Annotated in this window: 16 protein-coding genes; 8 read left to right on the top strand and 8 right to left on the bottom strand. The window is 71.0% G+C overall.

Annotation, left to right across the window (positions count from 1 at the left end; genetic code table 11):
• Positions 1-141: 141 nt before the first annotated feature.
• Both JHW38_RS19680 and JHW38_RS19675 read right to left on the bottom strand, forming a co-directional pair.
• Positions 142-942: a TetR/AcrR family transcriptional regulator gene (locus JHW38_RS19680; RefSeq protein ID WP_207523009.1), complete on the bottom strand. Its 801-nt coding sequence runs from the start codon at positions 940-942 to the stop codon at positions 142-144.
• A gap of 337 nt (positions 943-1,279) precedes the next feature.
• Positions 1,280-2,815: a TerC family protein gene (locus tag JHW38_RS19675; RefSeq protein ID WP_207523008.1), complete on the bottom strand. Its 1,536-nt coding sequence runs from the start codon at positions 2,813-2,815 to the stop codon at positions 1,280-1,282.
• Between the two features lie 238 nt (positions 2,816-3,053).
• Between JHW38_RS19675 and JHW38_RS19670 the strand changes: the two genes are divergently transcribed.
• Positions 3,054-4,301 (top strand): MFS transporter, encoded by a 1,248-nt coding sequence (locus tag JHW38_RS19670; protein ID WP_207523007.1) that lies wholly within the window; start codon positions 3,054-3,056, stop codon positions 4,299-4,301.
• Positions 4,302-4,309: 8 nt separating this feature from the next.
• Here JHW38_RS19670 and JHW38_RS19665 read toward each other — a convergent pair whose 3' ends face one another.
• From JHW38_RS19665 to JHW38_RS19650, 4 genes are read right to left on the bottom strand one after another with little or no spacing between them, the layout of a single operon-like run.
• Positions 4,310-4,678, bottom strand: a complete 369-nt coding sequence (locus JHW38_RS19665; protein ID WP_207523006.1) for a hypothetical protein — start codon at positions 4,676-4,678, stop codon at positions 4,310-4,312.
• A complete protein-coding gene (locus tag JHW38_RS19660) occupies positions 4,675-5,913 on the bottom strand; it encodes a TolC family protein (RefSeq protein ID WP_207523005.1) in 1,239 nt (412 codons plus the stop codon). Before JHW38_RS19660 ends, JHW38_RS19665 begins: the two co-directional genes overlap by 4 nt.
• Positions 5,910-8,999: an efflux RND transporter permease subunit gene (locus JHW38_RS19655; protein ID WP_207523004.1), complete on the bottom strand. Its 3,090-nt coding sequence runs from the start codon at positions 8,997-8,999 to the stop codon at positions 5,910-5,912. Before JHW38_RS19655 ends, JHW38_RS19660 begins: the two co-directional genes overlap by 4 nt.
• A 7-nt stretch (positions 9,000-9,006) precedes the next feature.
• On the bottom strand, positions 9,007-10,152 hold the full coding sequence (locus JHW38_RS19650) for an efflux RND transporter periplasmic adaptor subunit (RefSeq protein WP_207523003.1): 1,146 nt from the start codon (positions 10,150-10,152) through the stop codon (positions 9,007-9,009).
• A 194-nt stretch (positions 10,153-10,346) separates the two neighbouring features.
• Here JHW38_RS19650 and JHW38_RS19645 point away from each other — a divergent pair, with 194 nt between their 5' ends.
• From JHW38_RS19645 to JHW38_RS19620, 6 genes are all read left to right on the top strand, one after another.
• The gene (locus JHW38_RS19645) at positions 10,347-11,054 is read left to right on the top strand and encodes a response regulator (protein ID WP_207523002.1); all 708 of its coding nucleotides are present in this window, start codon (positions 10,347-10,349) and stop codon (positions 11,052-11,054) included.
• A complete protein-coding gene (locus tag JHW38_RS19640; RefSeq protein ID WP_207523001.1) occupies positions 11,047-12,465 on the top strand; it encodes a sensor histidine kinase N-terminal domain-containing protein in 1,419 nt (472 codons plus the stop codon). Before JHW38_RS19645 ends, JHW38_RS19640 begins: the two co-directional genes overlap by 8 nt.
• Before the next feature lie 234 nt (positions 12,466-12,699).
• Positions 12,700-14,748 carry a hypothetical protein gene (locus tag JHW38_RS19635; protein WP_207523000.1) on the top strand — a complete coding sequence of 683 codons (2,049 nt, stop codon included), beginning with the start codon at positions 12,700-12,702 and terminating at the stop codon, positions 14,746-14,748.
• 91 nt (positions 14,749-14,839) lie between these two features.
• Positions 14,840-15,892: a glycosyltransferase family 2 protein gene (locus JHW38_RS19630; protein WP_207522999.1), complete on the top strand. Its 1,053-nt coding sequence runs from the start codon at positions 14,840-14,842 to the stop codon at positions 15,890-15,892.
• Positions 15,889-16,980, top strand: a complete 1,092-nt coding sequence (locus tag JHW38_RS19625) for a glycosyltransferase family 4 protein (protein WP_207522998.1) — start codon at positions 15,889-15,891, stop codon at positions 16,978-16,980. The genes JHW38_RS19630 and JHW38_RS19625 overlap by 4 nt, the downstream gene beginning before the upstream one ends.
• The gene (locus JHW38_RS19620; RefSeq protein WP_207522997.1) at positions 16,967-17,884 is read left to right on the top strand and encodes a lysylphosphatidylglycerol synthase domain-containing protein; all 918 of its coding nucleotides are present in this window, start codon (positions 16,967-16,969) and stop codon (positions 17,882-17,884) included. The genes JHW38_RS19625 and JHW38_RS19620 overlap by 14 nt, the downstream gene beginning before the upstream one ends.
• Positions 17,885-17,953: 69 nt before the next feature.
• Here the strand turns inward: JHW38_RS19620 and JHW38_RS19615 are convergent, their stop codons facing one another.
• Positions 17,954-19,141 carry a hypothetical protein gene (locus JHW38_RS19615; RefSeq protein ID WP_207522996.1) on the bottom strand — a complete coding sequence of 396 codons (1,188 nt, stop codon included), beginning with the start codon at positions 19,139-19,141 and terminating at the stop codon, positions 17,954-17,956.
• A 129-nt stretch (positions 19,142-19,270) separates the two neighbouring features.
• Positions 19,271-20,167, bottom strand: coding sequence for a hypothetical protein (locus JHW38_RS19610; RefSeq protein WP_207522995.1), 897 nt, complete (start codon positions 20,165-20,167; stop codon positions 19,271-19,273).
• A gap of 167 nt (positions 20,168-20,334) precedes the next feature.
• On the opposite strand from JHW38_RS19610, the gene JHW38_RS19605 reads away from it, so the two are divergent.
• Positions 20,335-20,760 carry a hypothetical protein gene (locus tag JHW38_RS19605; RefSeq protein ID WP_207522994.1) on the top strand — a complete coding sequence of 142 codons (426 nt, stop codon included), beginning with the start codon at positions 20,335-20,337 and terminating at the stop codon, positions 20,758-20,760.
• Positions 20,761-20,786 lie beyond the last annotated feature (26 nt).

Below are 20,786 nucleotides of genomic sequence, written 5' to 3'. Positions count from 1 at the left end.
CGCGCCGCAACTGCGGGCGGCGGTTCCGGTAGCGCACTTGCTTCGCCTCGCGGCCGCCGCCCTAAGGCCGCGGCGTCGGGGCGCCCCCTGCCCTTGCTGCGCCGGGCGCGGGCCCGCACGCGTGCATCCTGACGCCTGCGTTCATGCGCCCACCACCTTTTCGGCCCACAACGGCAGAATCCCGCGCGGCTTGCGCCCGCTGTCGCGCTCCGTGCGCAGGGTCGCATCCGCCCCGAGCGCCGCGGCCGGCGCCAGGCCCATGACCTGTTCGACGTGGCGGACCTGGGTCAGATTGTCGAACGGCGCGGTCAACAACGGTGAGACGAAGGCGACCAGCCGGCCGAGCATCAGCGAATCGCTGACCGCCTCGCCGACGCAGATCGCCGCGATCAGTTCGTCCATGTTTTCGCCGGCCAGCACGCCCGACAGCGCCTTCAGCGCGAAATGCAGGCGGGTGCCGAGCTCGTTGCGCGACTGGTGGGGCAGCGCGCGCGCGAAGGCTTCGAAGAAGCGCTCGTAGATCGGCTGGTAATGCTCGTACAGGAAGCCGCGCACGAACGGCGAGGGATCGCTGTAGACGCGCCCGAGCAGGCGCATGAAGGAAATGCCGCCGGCGCTGTCGCGGCTGAGCCGCACCGCCGGCACGAACAGGATGCTCAGCACCGTCGGCGCGTCCAGGGCCTGCGCGCCGAAGCGTTCCTCGCACAGCGCGAGCAGTTGCAGGCGCTCCTGGTTGAGCCGGTCCAGGCGCGAGGACAGCAGCTCCTGCACCAGCGCTTCCTTGCTGCCGAAGTGGTAGTTCACCGCGGCCAGGTTGACCTTGGCCTCGCTGGTGATCTGGCGCAGCAGCATGCCCTCGTAGCCGTGGCGAATGAACAGCGCCTCGGCCGCCTCGAGCAGGCGCCGGCGGGTATCGCTCGAATTGGCGCGGGGACTGTTCATGGCCGGAATCCTTGCGCGGCGCTGCCTGACGACCCGAGAGTTTGCTCCAACTCGCAGATTGAATACCGGAATTGAAACGGCCGTTAGACTAAGCAGGCGAATTCGGCGACTGCACGCTGCAGCGCAATATGTGTGTCGGATGAATGCGCGATCGATGCCTTTCCGGCTCAGGACGCGCCCGCTAAGGACTTGATTCGCAGACGGATTCGCCGATCCGGCGCAGGCTTGTGCGGAATCGGTCTATTGCAAGCCGTGCGCGCCGTCGCGGTGGCTCGCCGCGCCGGCGTGACGGACATCGCTTTTCTCCTCGGCACAGCGCGCCGCGCCGCTCGGCCGCTCAGACCGGCGTCAGCCGCGCGCGGCCGACCCGGCGGCGTTCCAGGCTCAGCGCCTCCAGCTCCCAGCCGCCGCTGCGCACGCGGTCGCCGACCGCCGGCAGGCGTTCGAGCCGGTGCAGGAACAGGCCGGTCACGCTGACATAGGAGGCCTGCCGCTCCAGCGCGATGCCGGTGGCGCGGAACAGGTCTTCCAGCGAGATCGAGGCGTCGACGATCCAGGCGCCGTCCTCGCCGCGCTCGATGCCGAAATCGGCGTCGCGGGTGTCGACCAGGTCGCCGGCGATGGCCGCGAGCAGGTCGTTGGCGGTGACCAGGCCTTCGACGCCGCCGTATTCGTTGACCACCACCGCCAGCGCGATCGGGTGCTCGCGGATGCGCTCCAGCGCGCGCAACGCGGTGCTCGACTCGGGCAGGGTCAGCGGCTCGCGCAGGTGTTCGGCCAGCGCCAGCGGGCGGCCCGCCAGCACGCCGGCGAGCAGGTCGCGGCTGGCGACCACGCCCTGCAGATCGTCGAGTTCGCCGTCGCACACCAGCAGGCGCGTGTGCGGCGTGGCGATCAAACGCTGCGCCGCGTGTTCCGGCCCGCGCCGCGCGTCGATCCACTGGATGTCGGCGCGCACCGTCATGACGCTGGCGACCGAGCGCTCGGCCAGGGTCAGCACGCTGCGGATCATGTCGTGCTCGGCCGCCTCCAGCCCCGGCTCGGCCGCGGCCGCCGCGGCGCCCGCGCGCTCGGCCTGCGCGTGCTCGCCGCCGGGCCGCGCCCCGAGCAGCCGCGTCACCGCTTCGGCGGTGCGCTGGCGGAACGGCAGCCGGCGCGCGTGGCGATCGCGGTTGGCCTGCGACCACTGGTTGAAGCTCTCGATCAGAATCGAGAACGCGATCGCCGCGTACAGATACCCCTTGGGAATCTTGAAGCCCAGGCCCTCGGCGACCAGGCTGAAGCCGATCATCAGCAGGAAGCCCAGGCACAGCACCACCACGGTCGGGTGGCGGCCGACGAAACGGGTCAGCGGCTTGCTCGCCAGCAGCATCACCGCCATCGCGACGATCACCGCGGCGAACATCACCCCCAACTCGTCGACCATGCCGACCGCGGTGATCACCGAGTCGAGCGAGAACACCGCGTCCAGCACCACGATCTGCAGCACCACCAGCCCGAACGCGGCGTAGGCCTTGCCGCCGGCGCCATGCTCGGCCGGCGGTTCCAGGCGTTCGTGCAATTCCATCGTCGCCTTGAACAGCAGGAACAGGCCGCCGCCGAGCAGGATCAGGTCGCGGCCGGAGAAGGGGTGGCCGAACAGCGAGAACAGCGGCGCGGTCAGGCGCATGATCCACGACAGCGTCGCCAGCAACGCCAGCCGCATCACCAGCGCCAGGCTCAGTCCGATCACCCGCGCCTTGTCGCGCTGATGCGGCGGCAGCTTGTCGGCGAGGATGGCGATGAAGACCAGGTTGTCGATGCCGAGGACGATCTCCAGCACCACCAGGGTCGCCAGACCCATCCAGATGGTCGGGTCGGAAAGCCATTCCATAGGGACACGCGCGCCGCAGCGAAAGGAAGGCCGATTCTGGCATGCGCCCGCGCAGCGGCAGGCTCACAGAGCTTACGGCTCGTTCACACAGGCGCACGCGCGGCGGTGCCAGGGTGCGCGAGGCTGGCGCGGGCCGCCCGTCGATCCGGCGAATGTCGATCCGGCGAATGTCGGTCCGCACCCGTCGATTTCGCGCGGCCCCGTTCGTCGCTCAGGTAAGTCCCACGGGAATGTCCGCATGAACGACTCTGCCGCCGCTCCGCTCGACCGCAACTGGTCCCTGGTCGCCGCCGGCGCCGTGCTCGGCTGCGTCGCCGCCGGCGCGGTGTTCGCGCTGGCGGTGTTGCTGGGGCCGATGGGCGCGGCGACCGGTTGGTCGCGCGCCGGACTGTCGGCGGCGATGACCCTGGCCTTCCTCAGCATGGGCGTGGCCGGGTTCGGCTGGGGCCTGCTCAGCGACCGGATCGGGCCGCGCGCGGTCGCCTTCGCCGGCGCGCTGCTGCTCGGGCTGGCCTGCGTGCTGGCCAGCCGCGCCGGCAGCCTGCTGCAGTTCCAGTTGGCCTACGGCGTGCTGCTCGGCGCGGCCGCGGCGGCGTTCTTCGCGCCGGTGATCGCCGCCACCGCGGCGGCGTTCGAACGCCGGCGCAACCTCGCGATCTCGCTGGTCTCCGCCGGCGTCGGCGTCGCGCCGATGACCTTGTCGCCGCTGGTGGCGTGGCTGATCAGCCGCTACGACTGGCGCACCACCTTGCTGATCGTCGGCGTGCTGGCGTGGGCGCTGACCTTGCCGGCGGTGTGGTTCGTGCGCGCCGCGCCGAACGCGCAGCGGCCGGCGCCGCGCGTCGCCGCCGGCGATGCCGATGGCGGCGCGCCGGCGACGATGGCGCGGGCGCTGCGTTCGCGCCCCTTCATCGTGCTGGGCGCGGCCTACTTCGCCTGCTGCGCCGCGCACTCCGGGCCGATCTTCCACACCGTCAGCTACGCCATCGGCTGCGGCCTGCCGGTGACCGCCGCGGTCACCATCTACAGCATGGAAGGCGCGGCCGGGCTCGGTGGGCGCCTGTTGTTCGGCACCCTCGCCGACCGCTACGGCGCCAAGCGCATCCTGGTCGGCGGCCTGTTGCTGCAAGCGGTCGCCGCGGTGAGCTATCTGGCGGTGAACCAGCTCGACGGTTTCTACGCGGTGGCGCTGGTGTTCGGCATGGCCTACGGCGGCACCATGCCCTTGTACGCCTCGCTCGCGCGCGACGCGTTCGACCCGCGCATCCTCGGCGGCGTGCTCGGCGCGGCGACCCTGCTGTCGAGCCTCGGCATGGCGCTGGGGCCGGTCGTCGGCGGCTGGCTGTACGACCGCTACGGCAGCTACACCTGGCTGTATGTCGGTTCGATGCTGGTCGGCCTGGCGGCCGCGGCGATCGCGCTGGCGTTCCCGCGCGCGCCGCGCGCGTGCGGCGATGGCGGATTGCGGCCGGCGTTGCAGTCCTGAGCGCGGGCTCAGCGCTGCGCGCCGACCGCATCCAGTTCGCAGGTCCGCGGCCGCACCCACACCGCATCGCCTTCGCGCAGCGCGGTGGCGGACGGCAGCGCGAACGCCTGCCGGTACGCCGGCACCCGCCCGACCCGGAACGCGACCACCGCGACCTTCGCTTCGTCGCCGGACAGGCAGCGCCGGTCGACGCCGGCGTCCAACCCGGCGGCCGGCATCACCGCCAGCACCGGCTTGCGCCACCACGACGAGAACGTGCCATCGCGCGGCGCCGAGACGCAGCCGGCCAGCACCGTCGCGCACAGCGCCAGATACAGGACGTCCCAGACCAGGCCGCGCGCCGCGCGCGCATCGATCCTGCGCCGCCGCCCGCTCACGGCCGCGCCTGCGCGAACTCGCCGCGCGCGGCTTGCAGGCGCAGCTGCGCTTCCATCAGGTTCGCGACCAGTTCGTCGCGGCTCAGCGACGTCTGGTAGCGCATCCGGGTCGCGTCGATCAGCTCCAGCACCGAACTGCGGCCGAGCCGGTACGCGTCGTCGGCCATCGCCTGCAACTGCGGCAGGCGCGGCGCGAGCTGCTGTTCGAACTGCGCCAGCGCGGCGCTGCGCTGCTCGACCTGGGCGCGGTAGCGTTCCACGTCGGCATTGGACTGCGCTTCGGTCAGGGTGCGTTGCAGGCTCGCCGACTCGGCCTGCGCGCGCGCCTGCTGATAGGCGCCGCGGCGGGTGTCGAACAACGGCACTTCGATCTCGAAGCCGAGCGAATAGGTTTGGCCGTAAGGCTGGGTAGTCCAGAACCGGCCGCCGTTGACGGAGAAATTCGGCAGCCGGTCGCGGCGCGCCGCGTCGACCTTCGCCAGCGCCGCCGCTTCTTCCTTGCGCGAGGCGATCACCGCCGGGCTGTCGCCGGTGGAGGCTGCCGGCGTCGCCGCGATCGGCAACGGGCGCAGCTCGCCTTCGCCGTGCGGACGCCAGCCCGGAAAACCGAGCAAACCGGCGAGCTGGCCCTGGCGATCGATCAGGTCGGCCTGCGCTTCGGCCAACTGGGTGCGCCAGTCGGCCAGTTCGATATCGACCCGCAACACGTCGTAGCGGCTGGCCATGCCTACGGACTGGCGGCCGGCGACGATGCCGCGCAAGCGGTCGAGATCGGCCATGCCCTGTTCCAGCGCGACGCGTTTGTTCTGCGCCTGCAGCAGTTCGACATAGGCCGTGCCGGCGTCGGCGGTGAGATCGTTGCCGGTCGCGGTCAAGCGGCTGCGCGCCGCGTCGACGCCGAGATCGGCCGCGCGGACGCGCGAGGAGCGTTGTCCCGGCAGCAGGATCTGCTGCTGCACCGACCATTGCCGGGCGACTTTGCTGGAGAAGTTGGTCAGCTCGCCGGGCTGGCGCGCGCGCTCGAAGCTCAGGCTCGGGTTGGGATACGCGCCGGCGGTGGTGCGCTCGGCCTGCGCCAGCGCGATCTGCTTGCGCTCCAGCTCCAGGCGCGGGCTGGCGCCGCGCGCCAGGGTCAGCACCGCCGGCAAATCGACCGACTCGGGCGGCTGTTCGGCCGCCGTCGCCGGCGCGGCAACGACGAGCATCGTCAGGCTCAAAACGAATCGCCACTTCATGCGTCGGCCTCCTCCGGCGTTTGCAGGCGCTTGGCCGCGATCAGGCTGTACACAGCCGGCAGCACGAACAGCGCGACCAGCAAGGTCGTGGTCATGCCGCCGACCACGACCAGCGCGAACGGGCGCTGGGTCTCGCTGCCCATGCCGCTCGACAGCGCCATCGGCAACAGGCCGAACAAGGCCAGCAGCGAAGCCATCAATACCGGGCGCAAGCGATCGGCCGCGCCTTCTAGCAACGCCGGCAACAAGTCTTCGCCGGCGCGGCGCCGGTCCTCGGCCGCCGACAGCACCAGCACGCCCATCAGCGAGACCTGTCCGAGCAAGGCGATGAAGCCGATCGCCGCGCTGACCGACAAAGGAATGCCGGCCAGCAACAGCGCGAACGCGCCGCCGGTCAGCGCGAACGGCATCGTCGCCATGATCGCCAGCGCGCTGCGGCCGGAGTTCATCGCCGCGTACAGCAGCACCAGCACCAGCACGATCGCCACCGGCACCACCAGCTTGAGCCGCTGCGCGGCGCGCGCCTGGTTCTCGAACTCGCCGCCCCAGACGAAATAATGCCCGGCCGGCGGCTTGAGCTTGGCCTCGATGGTGGCGATGGCGTCCTTGACCGTGGAGCCCATGTCGCGGCCCTCGACGTTGAACTTCAGCGCCAGGAAGCGGATGTTGCCTTCGCGCACGATCGAGGCCACGCCGGTTCCGACTTCGATCTTGGCCAGTTGGCGCAGCGGAATCTGCGCCCCGCCGGGCGCCGGCACGGTGAGGTCGGCGATCTTGTCCTCGTCGTCGCGGTTGGGCTTGGGCAGCAGCAGCCGCACCGGCACCGGACGCTCGCCTTCCCAGTAATCGGTGACCACGCGGCCGGCGAGCGCGGTTTCGACCGTGGCCGCGGCGGTTTCGATCGGAATGCCGGCGCGCGCCAGCGCCGCGCGGTCCAGGCGGATGCGCAGCTGCGGGCTGGACACGTCGCGGTACAAGTCCAGCTCGGTCACGCCGGGCACGTCCTGCAACAGCGTCTTGGCCTGGCGCAGGGTGTCGCGCATGCGTTCCAGGTCAGGGCCGAAGATCTTCAGCACCACCTTGCCGCGCACGCCGCTGACCGCTTCCTCGACGCTGTCCTTGATCGGCTGGGAGAAATTGAAGCGCACGCCGGGGATGCGTTCGAGCGAATCGCGCATGGCCTGGATCAGCCGCGGCTTGTCCCAGCCCGCGCGCCATTGTTTGTCGGGCTTGAGGCTGACGAAGGTCTTGAGCATGTTGACGCCTTCGTTGTCGGTGCCGTCCTCGGGCCGGCCGTGCTCGGTGTGCACCGCGGCGACTTCCGGGAACGCCATGACCCGCTTGTGCACCTCCATCAGCAGTTGCTGGCCTTTCTCCATCGACACGCTGGCCGGCATTTCGGCGAACACGAAGATGTCGCCTTCGTCGAGTTCGGGCAGGAACTCCGAGCCGAGCCGCGCGGTGGCTAGGCCGCCGGCGACCAGCAGCACCGCAGCGAACCCCAGCGCGAGCGCACGGCGCTGCATCAGCGAACCGAGCAAGCGCTTGTAGCCGTCGCGCATCCTGGAGATCCACGCCGGTTCGACCAGCTTGGCGTGCTCGGGCTTGAACAGCAGCGCGCACAGCGCCGGCACCACCGTCAGCGAGAACACCAGCGCGCCGAGCAAGGCGAAGGCATACGTCAGCGCCAGCGGGCGGAAGATGCGCCCTTCCACCGATTGCAAGGTGAACACCGGCAGCAGCGCGGCGATGATGATCAGCATCGCGAAGAAGGTCGGACGGCCGACCGCGGTGGCCGAGCGGATCACCAGCGCGATCAGCGCCTTGCGGTTCGGCGGCCGCTCGTGGCGTATCGCGTGGATCACGTTCTCCACCAGCACCACCGCGCCGTCGACCAGGATGCCGAAATCGATCGCGCCCATCGAAATCAGGTTCGCCGGCAGGCCGAGGAAATGCAGGCCGATGAACGCGACCAGCAACGACAGCGGAATCACCACCGCGACCACGGCCGAGCCGGTGATCGAGCGCATGAACAGCCAGACGATCGCCACCACCAGGATGAAGCCGTGCAGCAGGTTGTCGTGCACGGTCGACAGCGTGTGGCCGACCAGCACGCTGCGATCGTGCGAGGCGACGATCTTCATGCCCTCGGGCAGGATCTTGCCGTTGAGCTCGGCGACCTTCTGGTGGACGCCGTCGAGCACGCGCGAGGGATTCTCGCCGCGGCGCATCAGCACCAGGCCTTCGACCACTTCTTGTTGATCGTTGTAGGCGACCGAGCCGCGGCGCGGGGTCGCGGCGAGCTTGATGCTGGCCACGTCGCCGACCGTCAGCGCGGTGCCGGCGCGGTTCTTCAGCGGAATCGACTTGATGTCCTCGACCGATTCGATGAAGCCGACGCCGCGGATGGTCAGTTCCTGATCGCCGTGGCGCAGGAAGCCGCCGCCGACGTTGAGGTTGGCCTTCTTGATCGCATCTTCCAGATCGCCGAGGCTCAGGCCGGCGCCGTAGAGCTTGGCCGGATCGGCTTCGACCTGCAGTTCCTTCAGATAGCCGCCGAACGGGACCACGTCGGCCACGCCCTGGACCTGGCGCAGCACGCGGGTGACGTTCCACTGCATTTCCGAACGCAGTTGGTAGAGGTCGGCGCGGTCGCTGACCAACCGAAAGCGGTATATCTTCCCCAGCGGCGTCGCCTCCGGAGCCAGGTCCGGCACGACGCCCTGAGGCAAATCGGCCTGCGCCATCCGCTGCCCGACCAGCATCCGGGTCGAAAACGCATCCACGTCGTCGTCGAAGATCAAGGTCACCAACGACAGCCCGAACAGGCTCTCGCTGCGCAGCAGCGTCATTCCCGGCGTGCCGTTGAGCGCGCGCTCCAGCGGCACCGTGACCTGCCGCTCGATCTCCTCGGCGGCGTAGCCCGGCATCTGGGTGATGACCTGGACCTGCACGTTGGTGACGTCGGGATAGGCCTCGATCGGCGTTTGCAGATAGGCGCGCACGCCGAACAGGGCGACGATCGCGGTCATCACCAGGATCGCTACGCGCCGGTGCACGCAGGCTTCGATAATGCGATTCAGCATGGGCGCCTCAGAGCAACTGTTCGGCCTGGCTGTCGAGCAGCAAGGCGCCTTCGACCACCACCTTGTCGCCGGCGCGCACGCCGTCGAGCAGGCTCACCCGGCCGCCGCGCGAGGCGCCGGTGCGCACCGCGCGCGGTTCGAAGCGGCCGTCGCTGCGCTGCACGTAGACCACGCGCTGGCTGCCGCCCTTGATCAGCACCGCGGCGACCGGAACGCTCAGCGCGGCGTCGGCGACCGCATCCAGGCGCACTTCGACCAGCGCGCCCGGCGTCAACGCGGGCGGGCGCGCGCCGCTGAAGGTCAGATACAGCGGCAAGCGGCGCAGATCGCCGTCGACCAGCGGGCCGACGCCGTCGACGCTGGCGGCGTAGTCGCCGCCCGCGCCGGGCAGGCGGATGCGCGCAGCGGCGCCGGCGCGGATCGCGGCGGCTTCGCTTTCCGGAACATCCGCCACCACCCAAAGGCGGGACGGGTCGCCGACTTCCACCAGCGCCGCGCCGTCGGCGGCGACCACCGCGCCGGCGTTGGCATGCACCGACAGCACCACGCCGGCGGCGGGGGCGCGCAGGACGAAGCGGTCGCCGGCGCCGCGGCCGAGCAGGTTCGCCGCGCGTTCGGCGCGTTCGAGTTCGGCGCTGGCTTCGCGCAGCGCGACCTGGGCCTGAAAGCGTTCCACCTCCAGGCCCACGCCCTTGTCGAGCATTTCGTTCTGGCGCCGCAACGCGTCCTGCGCCAGCGCGGTCTGCGCGCGCGCCTGCGCCAGCGAGGCCTTGGCCGACGCGGCGTCGGCGCTCTGCAAGGTCAGCAGCGGCGCGCCGGCGCTCACGCTCTGGCCGGGACGCACTTCGACCGAGACCACGCGCGCGGTCACCGGGCTGCCGACCGCGGTCAGTCCCTGCGGGCGGAACGCGACGCGCCCGGGCAAGGCGGCGCCGGCGACGGCGGAACCCGCGCTTACGGCCTCGACCTTCACGTACTCGCTGCCGACCACCGCCGGCGCCGCGCCTTCGCGCGTATCGGCGCGCGTATCGGCGCGCGCCTCGTCGCCGCCGCAACCCGACAGCGACAGCGCTATCGCCGCGGCCAGCGCCGCGCCCGCGACCCAGCGCGAGGGATCGCGCCGCAGCGCTGCGAGCGGTTTCGTCTGCTTCATCCGCATATCCATCGGCACTCCAACGCCCCGGCAGTCGTTTCGCGGCGCGCAGGATAGAAACCGCCGGCTTACGAAGTCCTTACACCGAGGATTCATGCGTGCGGCGGAGATTCCTGCGATGCTTGCGTCCCCACGCGGCAGCCGCATATCGCAACGACTGACGCGACTTTTTCGCGAAACGGACGCAACCCCCGATGAGGATCCTGCTCGTCGAAGACGACGACGCGCTGCGCGCGACCGTGCTGGAAGCGCTGCGTCAGGCCGGCTACGGCGTCGACGCGGTCGGCGACGGCACCGCCGCCGACGCCGCGCTCGCCGCCGGCGACTACGAACTGGTCGTGCTCGACCTGGGCCTGCCCGACCTGGACGGCCTGGACGTGCTGCGCCGCGCGCGCCAGCGCCAGGACCGCACGCCGGTGCTGGTGCTGACCGCGCGCGACAGCATCGACGAACGCGTGACCGGCCTCACCGCCGGCGCCGACGACTATCTGGTCAAGCCGTTCGCCTTGCGCGAGTTGGAAGCGCGGGTCGCGGCGATGATCCGCCGCGCCGCCGGCGGCCTGACCGAACTCACCCTCGGCCCGTTGAGCCTGGACCCGGCCGGCCGCAGCGCGCGCGCGCACGGCCAGCGCCTGAACTTGTCGGTGCGCGAGCTGGCGCTGCTGGAGGCGCTGATGCAGCGCGCCGGGCAAGTCGCGATCAAGAACCGCCTGGCCCAGCGCCTCAGCGACTGGGGCGAGGAAGTCAGCGTCAACGCGATCGAAGTCTACGTGCACCGCCTGCGCAAGAAGCTGCAGGCGCACGGCGTGCAGATCCGCACCATCCACGGCCTGGGCTATCTGCTGGAAGCGCCCGGCGCCGACGGCGCCGACCCTTCCGGCGACGGCCGCGGCGATGCTTGAACGCCTGTCGCTGCGCCAGCGCCTGCTGCTGTGGCTGCTGCCGTCGACCGCGGCGCTGACCCTGGCCTGGATCTTCGGCACCTACGCGGTCGCCCAGCACTTCGTCGGCCGGGTCTACGACTGGGCGCTGGAGGACACCGCGCGCACCCTGGCCGGGCAAGTGCGGGTCGAACGCGGCAGCGCCACGGTCAACCTGCCGGCGCCGGCGCTGCGCATGCTCGAATTCGACGAATTCGACCAGATCTATTTCAGCGTCACCGATCCGAGCGGGCGCCAGCTCGCCGGCAACCGCGCGCTGCCGCCGCCGCCCGAACGCGGCCAAGCCGCGCCGCGCGTGCGCTTCTATCTCGACGACGCCGACGGCGCGCCGCTGCGGCTGGTGCAGTACCGCATGCGCGGCGACGGCAGCCTGGCGGTGTACGTGCGCGTCGCCGAGACCTTGCACAAGCGCAAGAACCTGGCGCGCGAGATGATGGTGTACATGCTCGGCTCGCAGCTGCTGTTCCTGGCCGGCATCGTGTTCCTGGTCTGGTACGGCGTCGGCCGCGGCATCGCGCCGCTGAACCGCGTGCGCGACGCCATCGCCCGCCGCACCCACGAAGACCTCAGCCCGCTCGACGAACGCGGGCTGCCGTCGGAAGTGCAACAGCAGGTGCACGTCATCAACGAACTGATGGCGCGGCTGGCGCACACCCTGTCGATGCAGCGCAACTTCGTCGCCGACGCCACCCATCAGCTGCGCACGCCGATCGCGGTGCTGCGCACCCAGGCCGAACTGGCCCAGCGCGCGCCCGACGGCGAGGCGCTGCGCGCGCTGCTGGCGCAGATGGACGCGGCGACCCTGCGCCTGTCGCGTCTGGCCACCCAGCTGTTGAGCCTGAGCCGCGCCGAGCTCGGCCGCGCCGACGCGCTGAGCTTCGCCGAACTCGACCCGGCCGAACTGGTCGAAGACGCGGTCGCCGCGCTGGTCCCGGCGGCGCTGGCCAAGCGCATCGAACTGCAGGTCGCCATCGCCGCCGACCTGCCGCGCCTGCACGCCGACCGCCAGCTTCTGCACGAGCTGCTGGCCAACCTGATCGACAACGCGATCCGCTACACCCCGCCCGGCGGCCGCATCGAGGTCGAAGCGCAACGCCGCGGCGACGCGTTGCGGCTGACCGTCACCGACGACGGCCCCGGCATCCCCGAGAGCGAACGCGAGCGCGTGGTCGAACGCTTCTGCCGCGGCAGCCGCGCCGACTCGGAAGGCAGCGGCCTGGGCCTGGCGATCGCGCGCGAAATCGCCGCGCTGCACGGCGGCTCGCTCGCGCTGGAGGCCTCGCCGCATCGCAGCGGCTTGCGCGCGACGGTGGAACTCGCGCCGACGCACAGCGCTTCGCTCACCGACGCTCACGTTCGCTCTCGCGATTAACGTGAGCGCGCGCGCAGTTCCTCGCGCGCGTCGCAACGTCATCGGACATCGATCGCCGACAACGTGTCCGTTGCTCGATTTGTTCTGCGTTTTACGCCTCAACCTCGCGCAGCAGCAGCGCAAATATTTTTCCGCGCAAGACATCCGCGCGAAAAATCGCGTGTAAGAATGACCCACTGCGCAGTACACAAAAAACGTGCTCAGTAGACTCGATGTCTGGCGAGGGGGCATTCGATGGATTATCTGAAGGCGCTGGCGGCGCTCGGCATCTGGCCCGCGATCTACCCTCTGGGTGCGTTCGTGCTGGCCTTCGCCGGCGAACCCGCGCATCGCCTTCGCTTTCATCCCTTGCTCGCGCTCGGCATCGGCAGCGCGGTCGCGACGCTGGTCATGATGGCGCTCGCGCGCCTGGGCGCGTTCGTCCCCGCGGCGATCGGTTCGGCCGGCTGGGCGCTGCTCGCGCTGTGGTGCTGGCGCGAGCGCGTGTGGACGAAGTTCGACGGCATCGCCGCGTCCGCGCGCGCGCATCTGCGCCGGCACGGGCGGGCGACGCTGGCGGCCGCGGCGATCGTCGCGGTCGCGGGCTACTTCTACGCGATGTATCCCAAGGAAAGCCTGCTCGGCGAGCGCGACGAAGGCATCTACGCCCAGCACGCGCTGCACTTGCTGCGCACCGGCGGCTCGGCGATCGATCTGGCCGCGCTCGGCATCGCCCAGGACCCGTCGATCCAGGCGATCGAGAAAGGCCAGGCGCCGGAGCTGCCGGGCGTGTACCCGACCGGCGAACGCTGGACCTACCAGTTCTCCGCCGCCACGCCGGCATGGATGGCGATGGTCGGCGCGCCGCTCGGGCCGCAAGGCATCTTCCGCTTCAACGCCGTGCTCGGCGTCCTCAACTGCGTGGCCTTCTATGCGCTGCTGCGGCGCTGGCTGCCGGCGCGCGCGCGCGCTTGGGCGGTGCCGGCGCTGGCGGTGTTCGCGCTGCAGCCGGCGCAGATTTGGGTGTCGCGCAACGCGCTCAGCGAGCCGTTGTGCGCGTGGTTTCTCGCGGTCGGCCTGCTCGCCGCCAGCATCGCCGCCGCGCGGCGTTCGCGCCGCCTGGGCCTGATCGCGGGCGCGCTGATCGGCATGGGCTGCTTCGTGCGCATCGACGCGATCGTGTTCGCCCTGGCCGCGGCGACCGCGGCGCTGTCGATCGCCGCGCTCGGCCGCGACGCGCGCCAGCCCGGCGCCGCCGCGGCGCTCGGCGAGGCCGCCCTGGGCTGCTACGCGGTCGCCGCGCTGGCGATGGGTTACTTCCTCGCCTGCGTGCAGCCCTACCTGCTCGGCTTGGCCGATCTGGTCGTGGCGGCCGCGGTCGCCACGACCCTGTGCGCGTTCGCCGCGCATCTGGCCGCGCGCGCGCCGGCGCTGCGCGCCCATGCCGCGCGCGCGCCGCGACTGGCGTGGCCGGCGGCCGCCGCGGTCGCGGCGCTGTTCGTCTACGCGCTGTGGATCCGCCCGCACTGGCCGCCGTATGCGTTGATCGAATCCAAGCTGGTGCCGCAATTGAACGGCCAGCGCGACTACCGCGAAGCCAGCCTGACCGGCATCGCCGCGTATCTGTCGTGGCCGACGATCCTCGCCGCCGGCATCGGCGCGGCGCTGGCGGCGCAGGCGGTGTTCGCCCGCCAGCTGTCGCCGGGACGCGCGTGGATCATGGTGTTCCTGCTGGTCCCGACCGTGGTCTACCTGTGGCGGCCGATGGTCTCGCCCGACCACATCTGGGCCTCGCGGCGCTGGCTGCCGGCGGTGTTCCCGGCCTGCATCGCGCTGGCCGCGTACGCCGCGGCGCGCTTGGGCCGGCGCCTGCCGCGCGCGACCTTGCAGGCGCTCGCCGCGGTCGCCGCGTTGGCGCTGGGCGCGAACCTGCTGTGGCAGCAACGCGACACCCTGCGCTTGCGCGAGGACGCCGGCATGCTCGCCTCGATCCGCGCCATCGCCGAACGCGTGCCGCGCGACCGCGTCGTCTACGTGCAGTATTCCGGGCCGCTGACCAGCGCCTTGCTCAGCGGCTTCGGCGTGGCGGCGGTGGCGCCGGCTGCCCAGAACGATCCGGCGCGCTTTTGCCCCGCCAGCGGCGAGTGCTGGGTGGTGCATCCCAAGAGCGCGCCGATCGCCGGCGCGACGGCGGTGGCGGTGTTGCCGTTGCAGCGGCTGCGCCGCGTTACTTCATTGGAACCCTTGGCCCACGGCACCTACCAGGAAGGCGGCGACTGGCAGGTCAGCCGCATCCAACGTTGAGGCGCGCCAGGACGCGCGCCGGACGCTACCGAACACCCGAACGATCGACACCTGCGGCGGACGTCCGCCGCAACCGAGAGGAGATCGCCCGATGAATGCACGCAGGTCGCTCCGAGCCGAAGGCCCGCTGTTCGCCGGCGGCCCGCTGCGCGCCGATCCGGCGCCGGCGCAGGAGGCCCGTTACGCGCGCAAGCCGGTCAAGGTGGTGATCCAGCTGCCGTGCCGCGACGAAGCCGAGCAACTGCCGGCGACCCTGGCCGCGCTGCCGCGGCGCTTGCCGGGCGTGGACGAAGTCGAATGGCTGGTCATCGACGACGGCTCCAGCGACGACACCGCGCGCGTCGCCCTCGCCCACGGCGCCCACGCGGTGCTGCGCCTGCCGCACAACCGCGGCCTGGCGCGCGCGTTCTGCGCCGGGCTGGAAGCCGCCTGCCGGCGCGGCGCCGACGTCATCGTCAACGTCGACGGCGACAACCAATACGACGCCGGCGCGATTCCGGGCCTGGTCGCGGGCGTGCTCGCCGGCCGCGCCGACATCGTGGTCGGCTGCCGCCCGATCGAGCGCATCGCCCATTTCCCGTGGTGGAAAAAGCGCTTGCAACGGCTCGGCAGCGCGGTGGTGCGCGCCGCCGCCAGCGTGCGCGTGGACGACGCCACCAGCGGTTTCCGCGCCTACAGCCGCGACGCGGCGATGCGCCTGAACGTCTATTCCAACTACACCTACACCCTGGAAACGCTGATCCAGGCCGGGCAATCGGGCCTGCGCGTCGACGCGCTGCCGGTCGAGGTCAATCCGCCGACCCGGCCCTCGCGCCTGATCCGCAGCGTGCCGCAATACGTGACCCGCTCGATGCTGACCATCGTGCGCTCGTTCCTGACGTACCGGCCGCTGGAGTTCTTCCTCGCGCCGTCGGCGCTGTGCATGGGCGCCGGCGCGCTGATCGGCGCGCGCTTCCTCTATCACTACGCCCACGGCGCCGGCGACGGCCACGTGCAGTCGTTGATCCTGTCGGCGTTGCTCATCGTGATCGGCACGGTCGGCGCGGCGGTGGGACTGCTGGCCAACCAGCTGGTGGTCAACCGGCGCCTGCTCGAAGAACAGCAGCAGAGCCGGCGCCGGGCGGAATGGCGGCCGCCGGCTTGAGGTCGACCGATCGTCGCGCACCCAACGCCGCCGAACCCTGCGCCCCCCATCGCTTGCAGTCGATCTGGTACATCACCCGCAAGTTCCCGCCCTCGCGCGGCGGCATGCAGCGGCTCAGCGCGCGCATCGCCGGCGAGCTCGGCGCGCTGCGGCCGCTGACCCTGCTGCGCTGGCGCCGCGGCCAATGGGGCTTGCCGCTGTTCGTGATGTGGGCGCTGCTGCGCCTGTGCGCGGGCCTGTTGCGCGGACGCGTGCGCGTGCTGCTGCTCGGCGATCCGGTGCTGTCGCTGCTGGCGCTGCCGGCGCGCTGGGCCGGCGTGCCGGTCGCGGTGGTCGTGCACGGGCTCGACATCACCTATCCCCGCCGCGGTTATCCGGCCTATCTGCGCCGGTTCTTCTGGGGCCGGTTCGACCTGTACTTCTGCATCAGCCGCTATGTGCGCGACCGGCTCGTCGGCGCCGGCATCGAACCGGCGCGCTGCGCGCTGGCGCATCCCGGCGTCGACGCGGCGGATGCGAGCGACGCGGCGCCGGCCGACGCGCCGCGGTTGTTGATCCTCGGCCGGCTGGTGCCGCGCAAGGGCGCGCTGTGGTTCGTCGAGACGGTGATGCCGGCGCTGCCGCGCGCGGTCGTGCTCGACATCGTCGGCGATGGCCCGCAGCGCGCCGCGCTGGAACGCGCGATCGCCCAGCGCGGCCTGCGCGAGCGGGTGCGGTTGTGGGGCGATGTCGACGAAGACGAAAAGGCGCGACGGCTCGCCGCCTGCGATCTGGCGCTGATGCCGAACCGGCGCGTCGACGGCGATCCGGAAGGCTTCGGCCTGGTCGCGCTGGAAGCGGCGATGAGCGGGCGTTACGTGGTGGCCGCGGACCTCGAAGGCTTGCGCGACGCGCTGTCGGATCCCGCGCTGGGCCGGTTGTTGCCTGAAGCCGATGCGCCGGCCTGGATCGCGGCGATCGCCGGCTTGCTCGGCGACCGCGCCGCCCTGCGCGAACGCGGCCGCGCCGCGCATGCGCATGCGCTCGCTCACTGCTCGTGGCGCGGCATGGCCCAGGCTTACGCCGAGCGCCTCGATGCGCTGGGCTGAAGCCCTGCGCCGCGGCGGCCGCGCCGCCGGCTGGCTGCTCGGCCTGGCCGCGCTGGCGCTGGTCGCGCAACAGGCGTGGTCGCGGCGCGCGCAGTGGCTGCCGCTGTGGCAACGCCTGGACGCGGCCGACCTCGCCCTGACCCTGGCGCTGTGCCTGGCGATGCAGCTCGCCTTCGCCCTGGCCTGGCACCTGTTCGCGCGCGGCCGCTGGGAACCGGACCAGCTCTACCCCGACCTGCTGCGCTGGGGCCAGAGCCTGCCGGGCAAGTACCTGCCCGGAAAGATCTGGCAGGGTGTGGCGCGCAGCGCCTTGTACGCGCAGGAACGCCGGCCGGCGCTGACCTTCGTGCTGTTCGTGCGCGAACAACTGCTGTCGTTGGGGATCAGCGCGGCCATCGCCGCCGCGGCGGCGCCGGCGGCGTTGTCGCCGCAACTTGGATCGGCGATGCAGGCCGCGCTGCTCGCCTTCGCGGTCGCAGTCAGCGTCGCCGCGCTATGGCGTCGACTGCCGGCCGCATTGGCCGCGCGCTTGCCGGCGCCGTTGGCCGGCTGGAACCAAGGCCTGCCCGAACGCGGCGTGCTGGCGCGGGTGTGGCTGCTGCAACTGCTCGCCTACGCGGCGATGTGCGCCGCGTTCGCGGTACTGGTGTCCGGCTTCGGCTTGCGCATCGACTGGCTGCAGGCCGCGGCCGCGCTGTGTCTGGCCGGCCTGGCCGGCGTGCTGGCGGTGTTGGTGCCGGCCGGCCTCGGCGTGCGCGAAGCGGGTTTGTTCTGGTGCCTGGCGCCGCTGGTCGGCGCCGGCAACGCGGCGATGCTGGCGCTGGCCTGGCGCGTGGCGATCACCGCCGGCGAGGCCGCGTTCGCCCTGGCCGGGTTCGCGCTCGGCGCGCTGCGTCGGCGCTGAAACGAAAGAAGCCGCGCCCACGGATGCGGACGCGGCTTCGGTTCGGTCTGGGTTACGCGGACCGCGCGATCAGAACTCCTCGGCGATCGCGTGGCCGACGAACAGCGGCGGATTGGCGCCGTTGCCGCTCTCGCAGGTCACGCCGTAGTTGATCATCAGCGACAACAGGTTGCGCGACTCGACCTTGAGCACGTACAGGCCGTTGACGCCGCCGTTGCGGGCGCCGCGATCGCCCAGATACACCTTCTGGAACGAGTTGATGTTGTTGCCGCCCGCGACCACGTTGCCCTGCGGGTCCTCCAGCCGCATTTCCAGCTGCGGCGCGCCGGTGCCGTCGATGCGGCAGCTGACGTAGTCGGGCGCTTGCAGGTACAGGCCGAAACGGTCCTGGCCGCTCAGCAGGCCGAGCAAGGTGCCCAGCGCGCTGGAGCTGGAGGTGCCGATCTTCTTGGAACGGTCGTCCTGCGGGTCGGCGGTCTTGGCGATGCGGAAGTCGCCGCCGAAGCCGACGTTCTCCTGCGTCGTGCAGTACGCGGCGAACGCCGGGTTGGCGCTGGCCGTGGTGCCGCGGAAGGTCGCCTGCACATTGCTGTAGTCGCCGGCCGGCGCGCCGGCCGCGGTGAACACGTCGAGCACGCGCACGGTCTCGTTAGCGCTGAGGTTGACGATCTGCTGGTTGCCGAGCTGCGAACCCGACGAATCGCGCAGCTGCCAGGTCACCTGGGCCGCTTCGCCGAACGCGCCGACGAAGCAGTTGCTCTGGTAGCCCGGCGCCGCGGCCTGCCGGCGCAGGCCGGTGACGACGGACTCGTTGGCGCCGCTGACGAAGGAGCCGACCTTGAACGCTTCCACCGAGAAGCCGGCGCCGCTGAACGACTGCACCCGGCTATAGCCCGAGATCGGGATGTTGGCCGCGCTTTGTTCTTCGAACGCGACCTGGCCGTAGTTGCTGCTGGCGCTGACCGGCACCGCGCACAGGTCGGCGAGGTTGCCGGAGACCACCGCATTGGGCGCGATGCTCAGCGTGGTGCAAGGCCGCTCGCCGGCGAACGGGGTTCCAGGGGCTCCGTAATAAGTCATCTTGACGCTGGCGGTCGCGGTGCCGGCGTTGCGCACGAACACCGTGGAGGAGTAGGTGCTGCTGTTCACGACCAGCGGAAGGCGCAGGATCGTGCCGAAACCGTCGGCGGTTTGCGCCAACGCATTGCCGCTCAGCAACGCCGCGGCCAACAGGCAATAAGTACGACGGGCTTTCATAGCTCAGTCCTCTCTCGTCCATAACAAGGCCACGGGCGAGCGCCCATGGGAGTTCGCTCCGGCCCGAAGCGCTGGAGGCCGGAACACGGACAACGCGCGATGCGTTGCGTTACTGCGGGGCGGCCGGCGCTACTGGTCGATCAGCCGGTCGGGGAAAGGTTGCTTGCCGGCGAGAACGGCGGCGATTTCGTCGCGGCCGATGCCGTAGATCTTGGAAATCGCCTCGGGCTGCTCGCGCATCTGCTGCAGGCGCTGGCGCTTGAGTTCCTCGCGCGCGCCGGCCGACAGCGCCAGGCCCTGGTTGTAGACGATCTCGTGCTGCTTGCCGTCGGGGCCCTTGAACGTGCGCGGCGGCTGCGCCTGCGGCGCGGCGCTGCGGGTTTTCTCGGCGATGACGGCTTGCTGCTGTTGCGGCGTGAGCTGCGGCGCTTCGCCGATCTGCGCCGCGGGCGCCGCGCCGATGCCGTCGTCGGCCACCGCCGCGGGCGCGGCTTGCGGCGCGGGCGCGCGCGGCGCGCTCCAGGGCTTCCAGATGAAAACGCCAAGGATCAAGACGGCGCTGCCGAGCAGCGCCACGGGAAGGCGCGAAGACGCGGCCATGATTCCCCCTGCTTTTTTTGTCGGACGGTGTGTCGCTACAACGTTCGAGGTTGCGATGCCGAGTCCATCATCGCAGAAGTCGGCCGCGCGATTTTCTCGCTTTGTATCGCTTCCTAACCATCGATAACGTGACAAGGGACGGCAAAGCGGCCGCTGAAAAACAGGGAATTCGCTTACTGCAAAGCGCAACTCATTCGGACTGAGGACCGCATCGTTACGTCGATGCAAGCATGGGTGAGGCAACGTGAGAAACGGCGTAGCGCGGATTTTCCGCGGTTTTTCGCCGTGTTCGCTTGACCGAGCCGCGCGCCGCAACGCGTTGGGAATTCTTTGATGGATGCGTCGCGGCGTGTACGCAATGCTGCGCCTTGCGCGCGCGAACGCTGTCGCGAACGCGCGCGCGCCGCCGATCCGGTTCGGCGCCATCGTCGCCGCCGACCCGGAGATTGCGACGCAGTCGGCGCCTTGCTAGCATCCGGCGCCGGCCGCGCGCCGGTCCCCCAGCGCCGGCCATCGGCGCATCACGGCAATGGACGCCGCCCGAACGCACCGCCCCGCAGCGCCGGCGTCCGCCTCCAGCTCTAAGGACAGACATGGTTTCGATCATCGTAATGGCCGTCTTCGGCGGCCTGTGCGGCCTCGGCTTCCTCGCCGTCATGGCCCTCATCGCCAAGAACGGCAAACATCAGTTCGACTACGTCGAATTCGCTTACGACCAGGACGTCTACGCGCTCGCCCAGGGCTGGGCCGGGCGCAACGGCTATGCGCTCAAGCGCAGCGAAGGCGAACGGCGCGTCTACCAAAAGGGCACGGGCTTTTTGACCGCGCCGATGTTCCTGGAAGTCGACCGCAAGGACGGCCGCTGGTCGCTCAAGAGCTACGTGCGCATCAACGGCCTGGTGACCCAGGGCGATGTCGGTCTGTCCGGCGACGGTTTCCTGGTCAAGGTGCCGCGCTCGCTGGCGAAGAAGGCGCAGAACGAGCTCTACACCGCGCTGGCGCTGGCGCCGCTGAAGTAAGCCCCGGGGCGCGGCGCGCGCGATGC

Source organism: Lysobacter enzymogenes (assembly GCF_017355525.1).
Classification (GTDB): domain Bacteria; phylum Pseudomonadota; class Gammaproteobacteria; order Xanthomonadales; family Xanthomonadaceae; genus Lysobacter; species Lysobacter enzymogenes_C.
The sequence above is the reverse complement of the archived record's forward strand: the minus strand, read 5'-3'. Positions and strand labels throughout refer to the sequence as shown.

What these genes read in the sequence shown, in the direction of transcription:
- JHW38_RS19680 (WP_207523009.1), bottom strand. Translation starts at nt 942, where the DNA reads ATGAACAGTCCCCGCGCCAATTCGAGCGATACCCGCCGGCGCCTGCTC.
- JHW38_RS19675 (WP_207523008.1), bottom strand. Translation starts at nt 2,815, where the DNA reads ATGGAATGGCTTTCCGACCCGACCATCTGGATGGGTCTGGCGACCCTG.
- JHW38_RS19670 (WP_207523007.1), top strand. Translation starts at nt 3,054, where the DNA reads ATGAACGACTCTGCCGCCGCTCCGCTCGACCGCAACTGGTCCCTGGTC.
- JHW38_RS19660 (WP_207523005.1), bottom strand. Translation starts at nt 5,913, where the DNA reads ATGAAGTGGCGATTCGTTTTGAGCCTGACGATGCTCGTCGTTGCCGCG.
- JHW38_RS19655 (WP_207523004.1), bottom strand. Translation starts at nt 8,999, where the DNA reads ATGCTGAATCGCATTATCGAAGCCTGCGTGCACCGGCGCGTAGCGATC.
- JHW38_RS19650 (WP_207523003.1), bottom strand. Translation starts at nt 10,152, where the DNA reads ATGAAGCAGACGAAACCGCTCGCAGCGCTGCGGCGCGATCCCTCGCGC.
- JHW38_RS19645 (WP_207523002.1), top strand. Translation starts at nt 10,347, where the DNA reads ATGAGGATCCTGCTCGTCGAAGACGACGACGCGCTGCGCGCGACCGTG.
- JHW38_RS19640 (WP_207523001.1), top strand. Translation starts at nt 11,047, where the DNA reads ATGCTTGAACGCCTGTCGCTGCGCCAGCGCCTGCTGCTGTGGCTGCTG.
- JHW38_RS19635 (WP_207523000.1), top strand. Translation starts at nt 12,700, where the DNA reads ATGGATTATCTGAAGGCGCTGGCGGCGCTCGGCATCTGGCCCGCGATC.
- JHW38_RS19630 (WP_207522999.1), top strand. Translation starts at nt 14,840, where the DNA reads ATGAATGCACGCAGGTCGCTCCGAGCCGAAGGCCCGCTGTTCGCCGGC.
- JHW38_RS19620 (WP_207522997.1), top strand. Translation starts at nt 16,967, where the DNA reads ATGCGCTGGGCTGAAGCCCTGCGCCGCGGCGGCCGCGCCGCCGGCTGG.
- JHW38_RS19615 (WP_207522996.1), bottom strand. Translation starts at nt 19,141, where the DNA reads ATGAAAGCCCGTCGTACTTATTGCCTGTTGGCCGCGGCGTTGCTGAGC.
- JHW38_RS19610 (WP_207522995.1), bottom strand. Translation starts at nt 20,167, where the DNA reads ATGGCGCCGAACCGGATCGGCGGCGCGCGCGCGTTCGCGACAGCGTTC.
- JHW38_RS19605 (WP_207522994.1), top strand. Translation starts at nt 20,335, where the DNA reads ATGGTTTCGATCATCGTAATGGCCGTCTTCGGCGGCCTGTGCGGCCTC.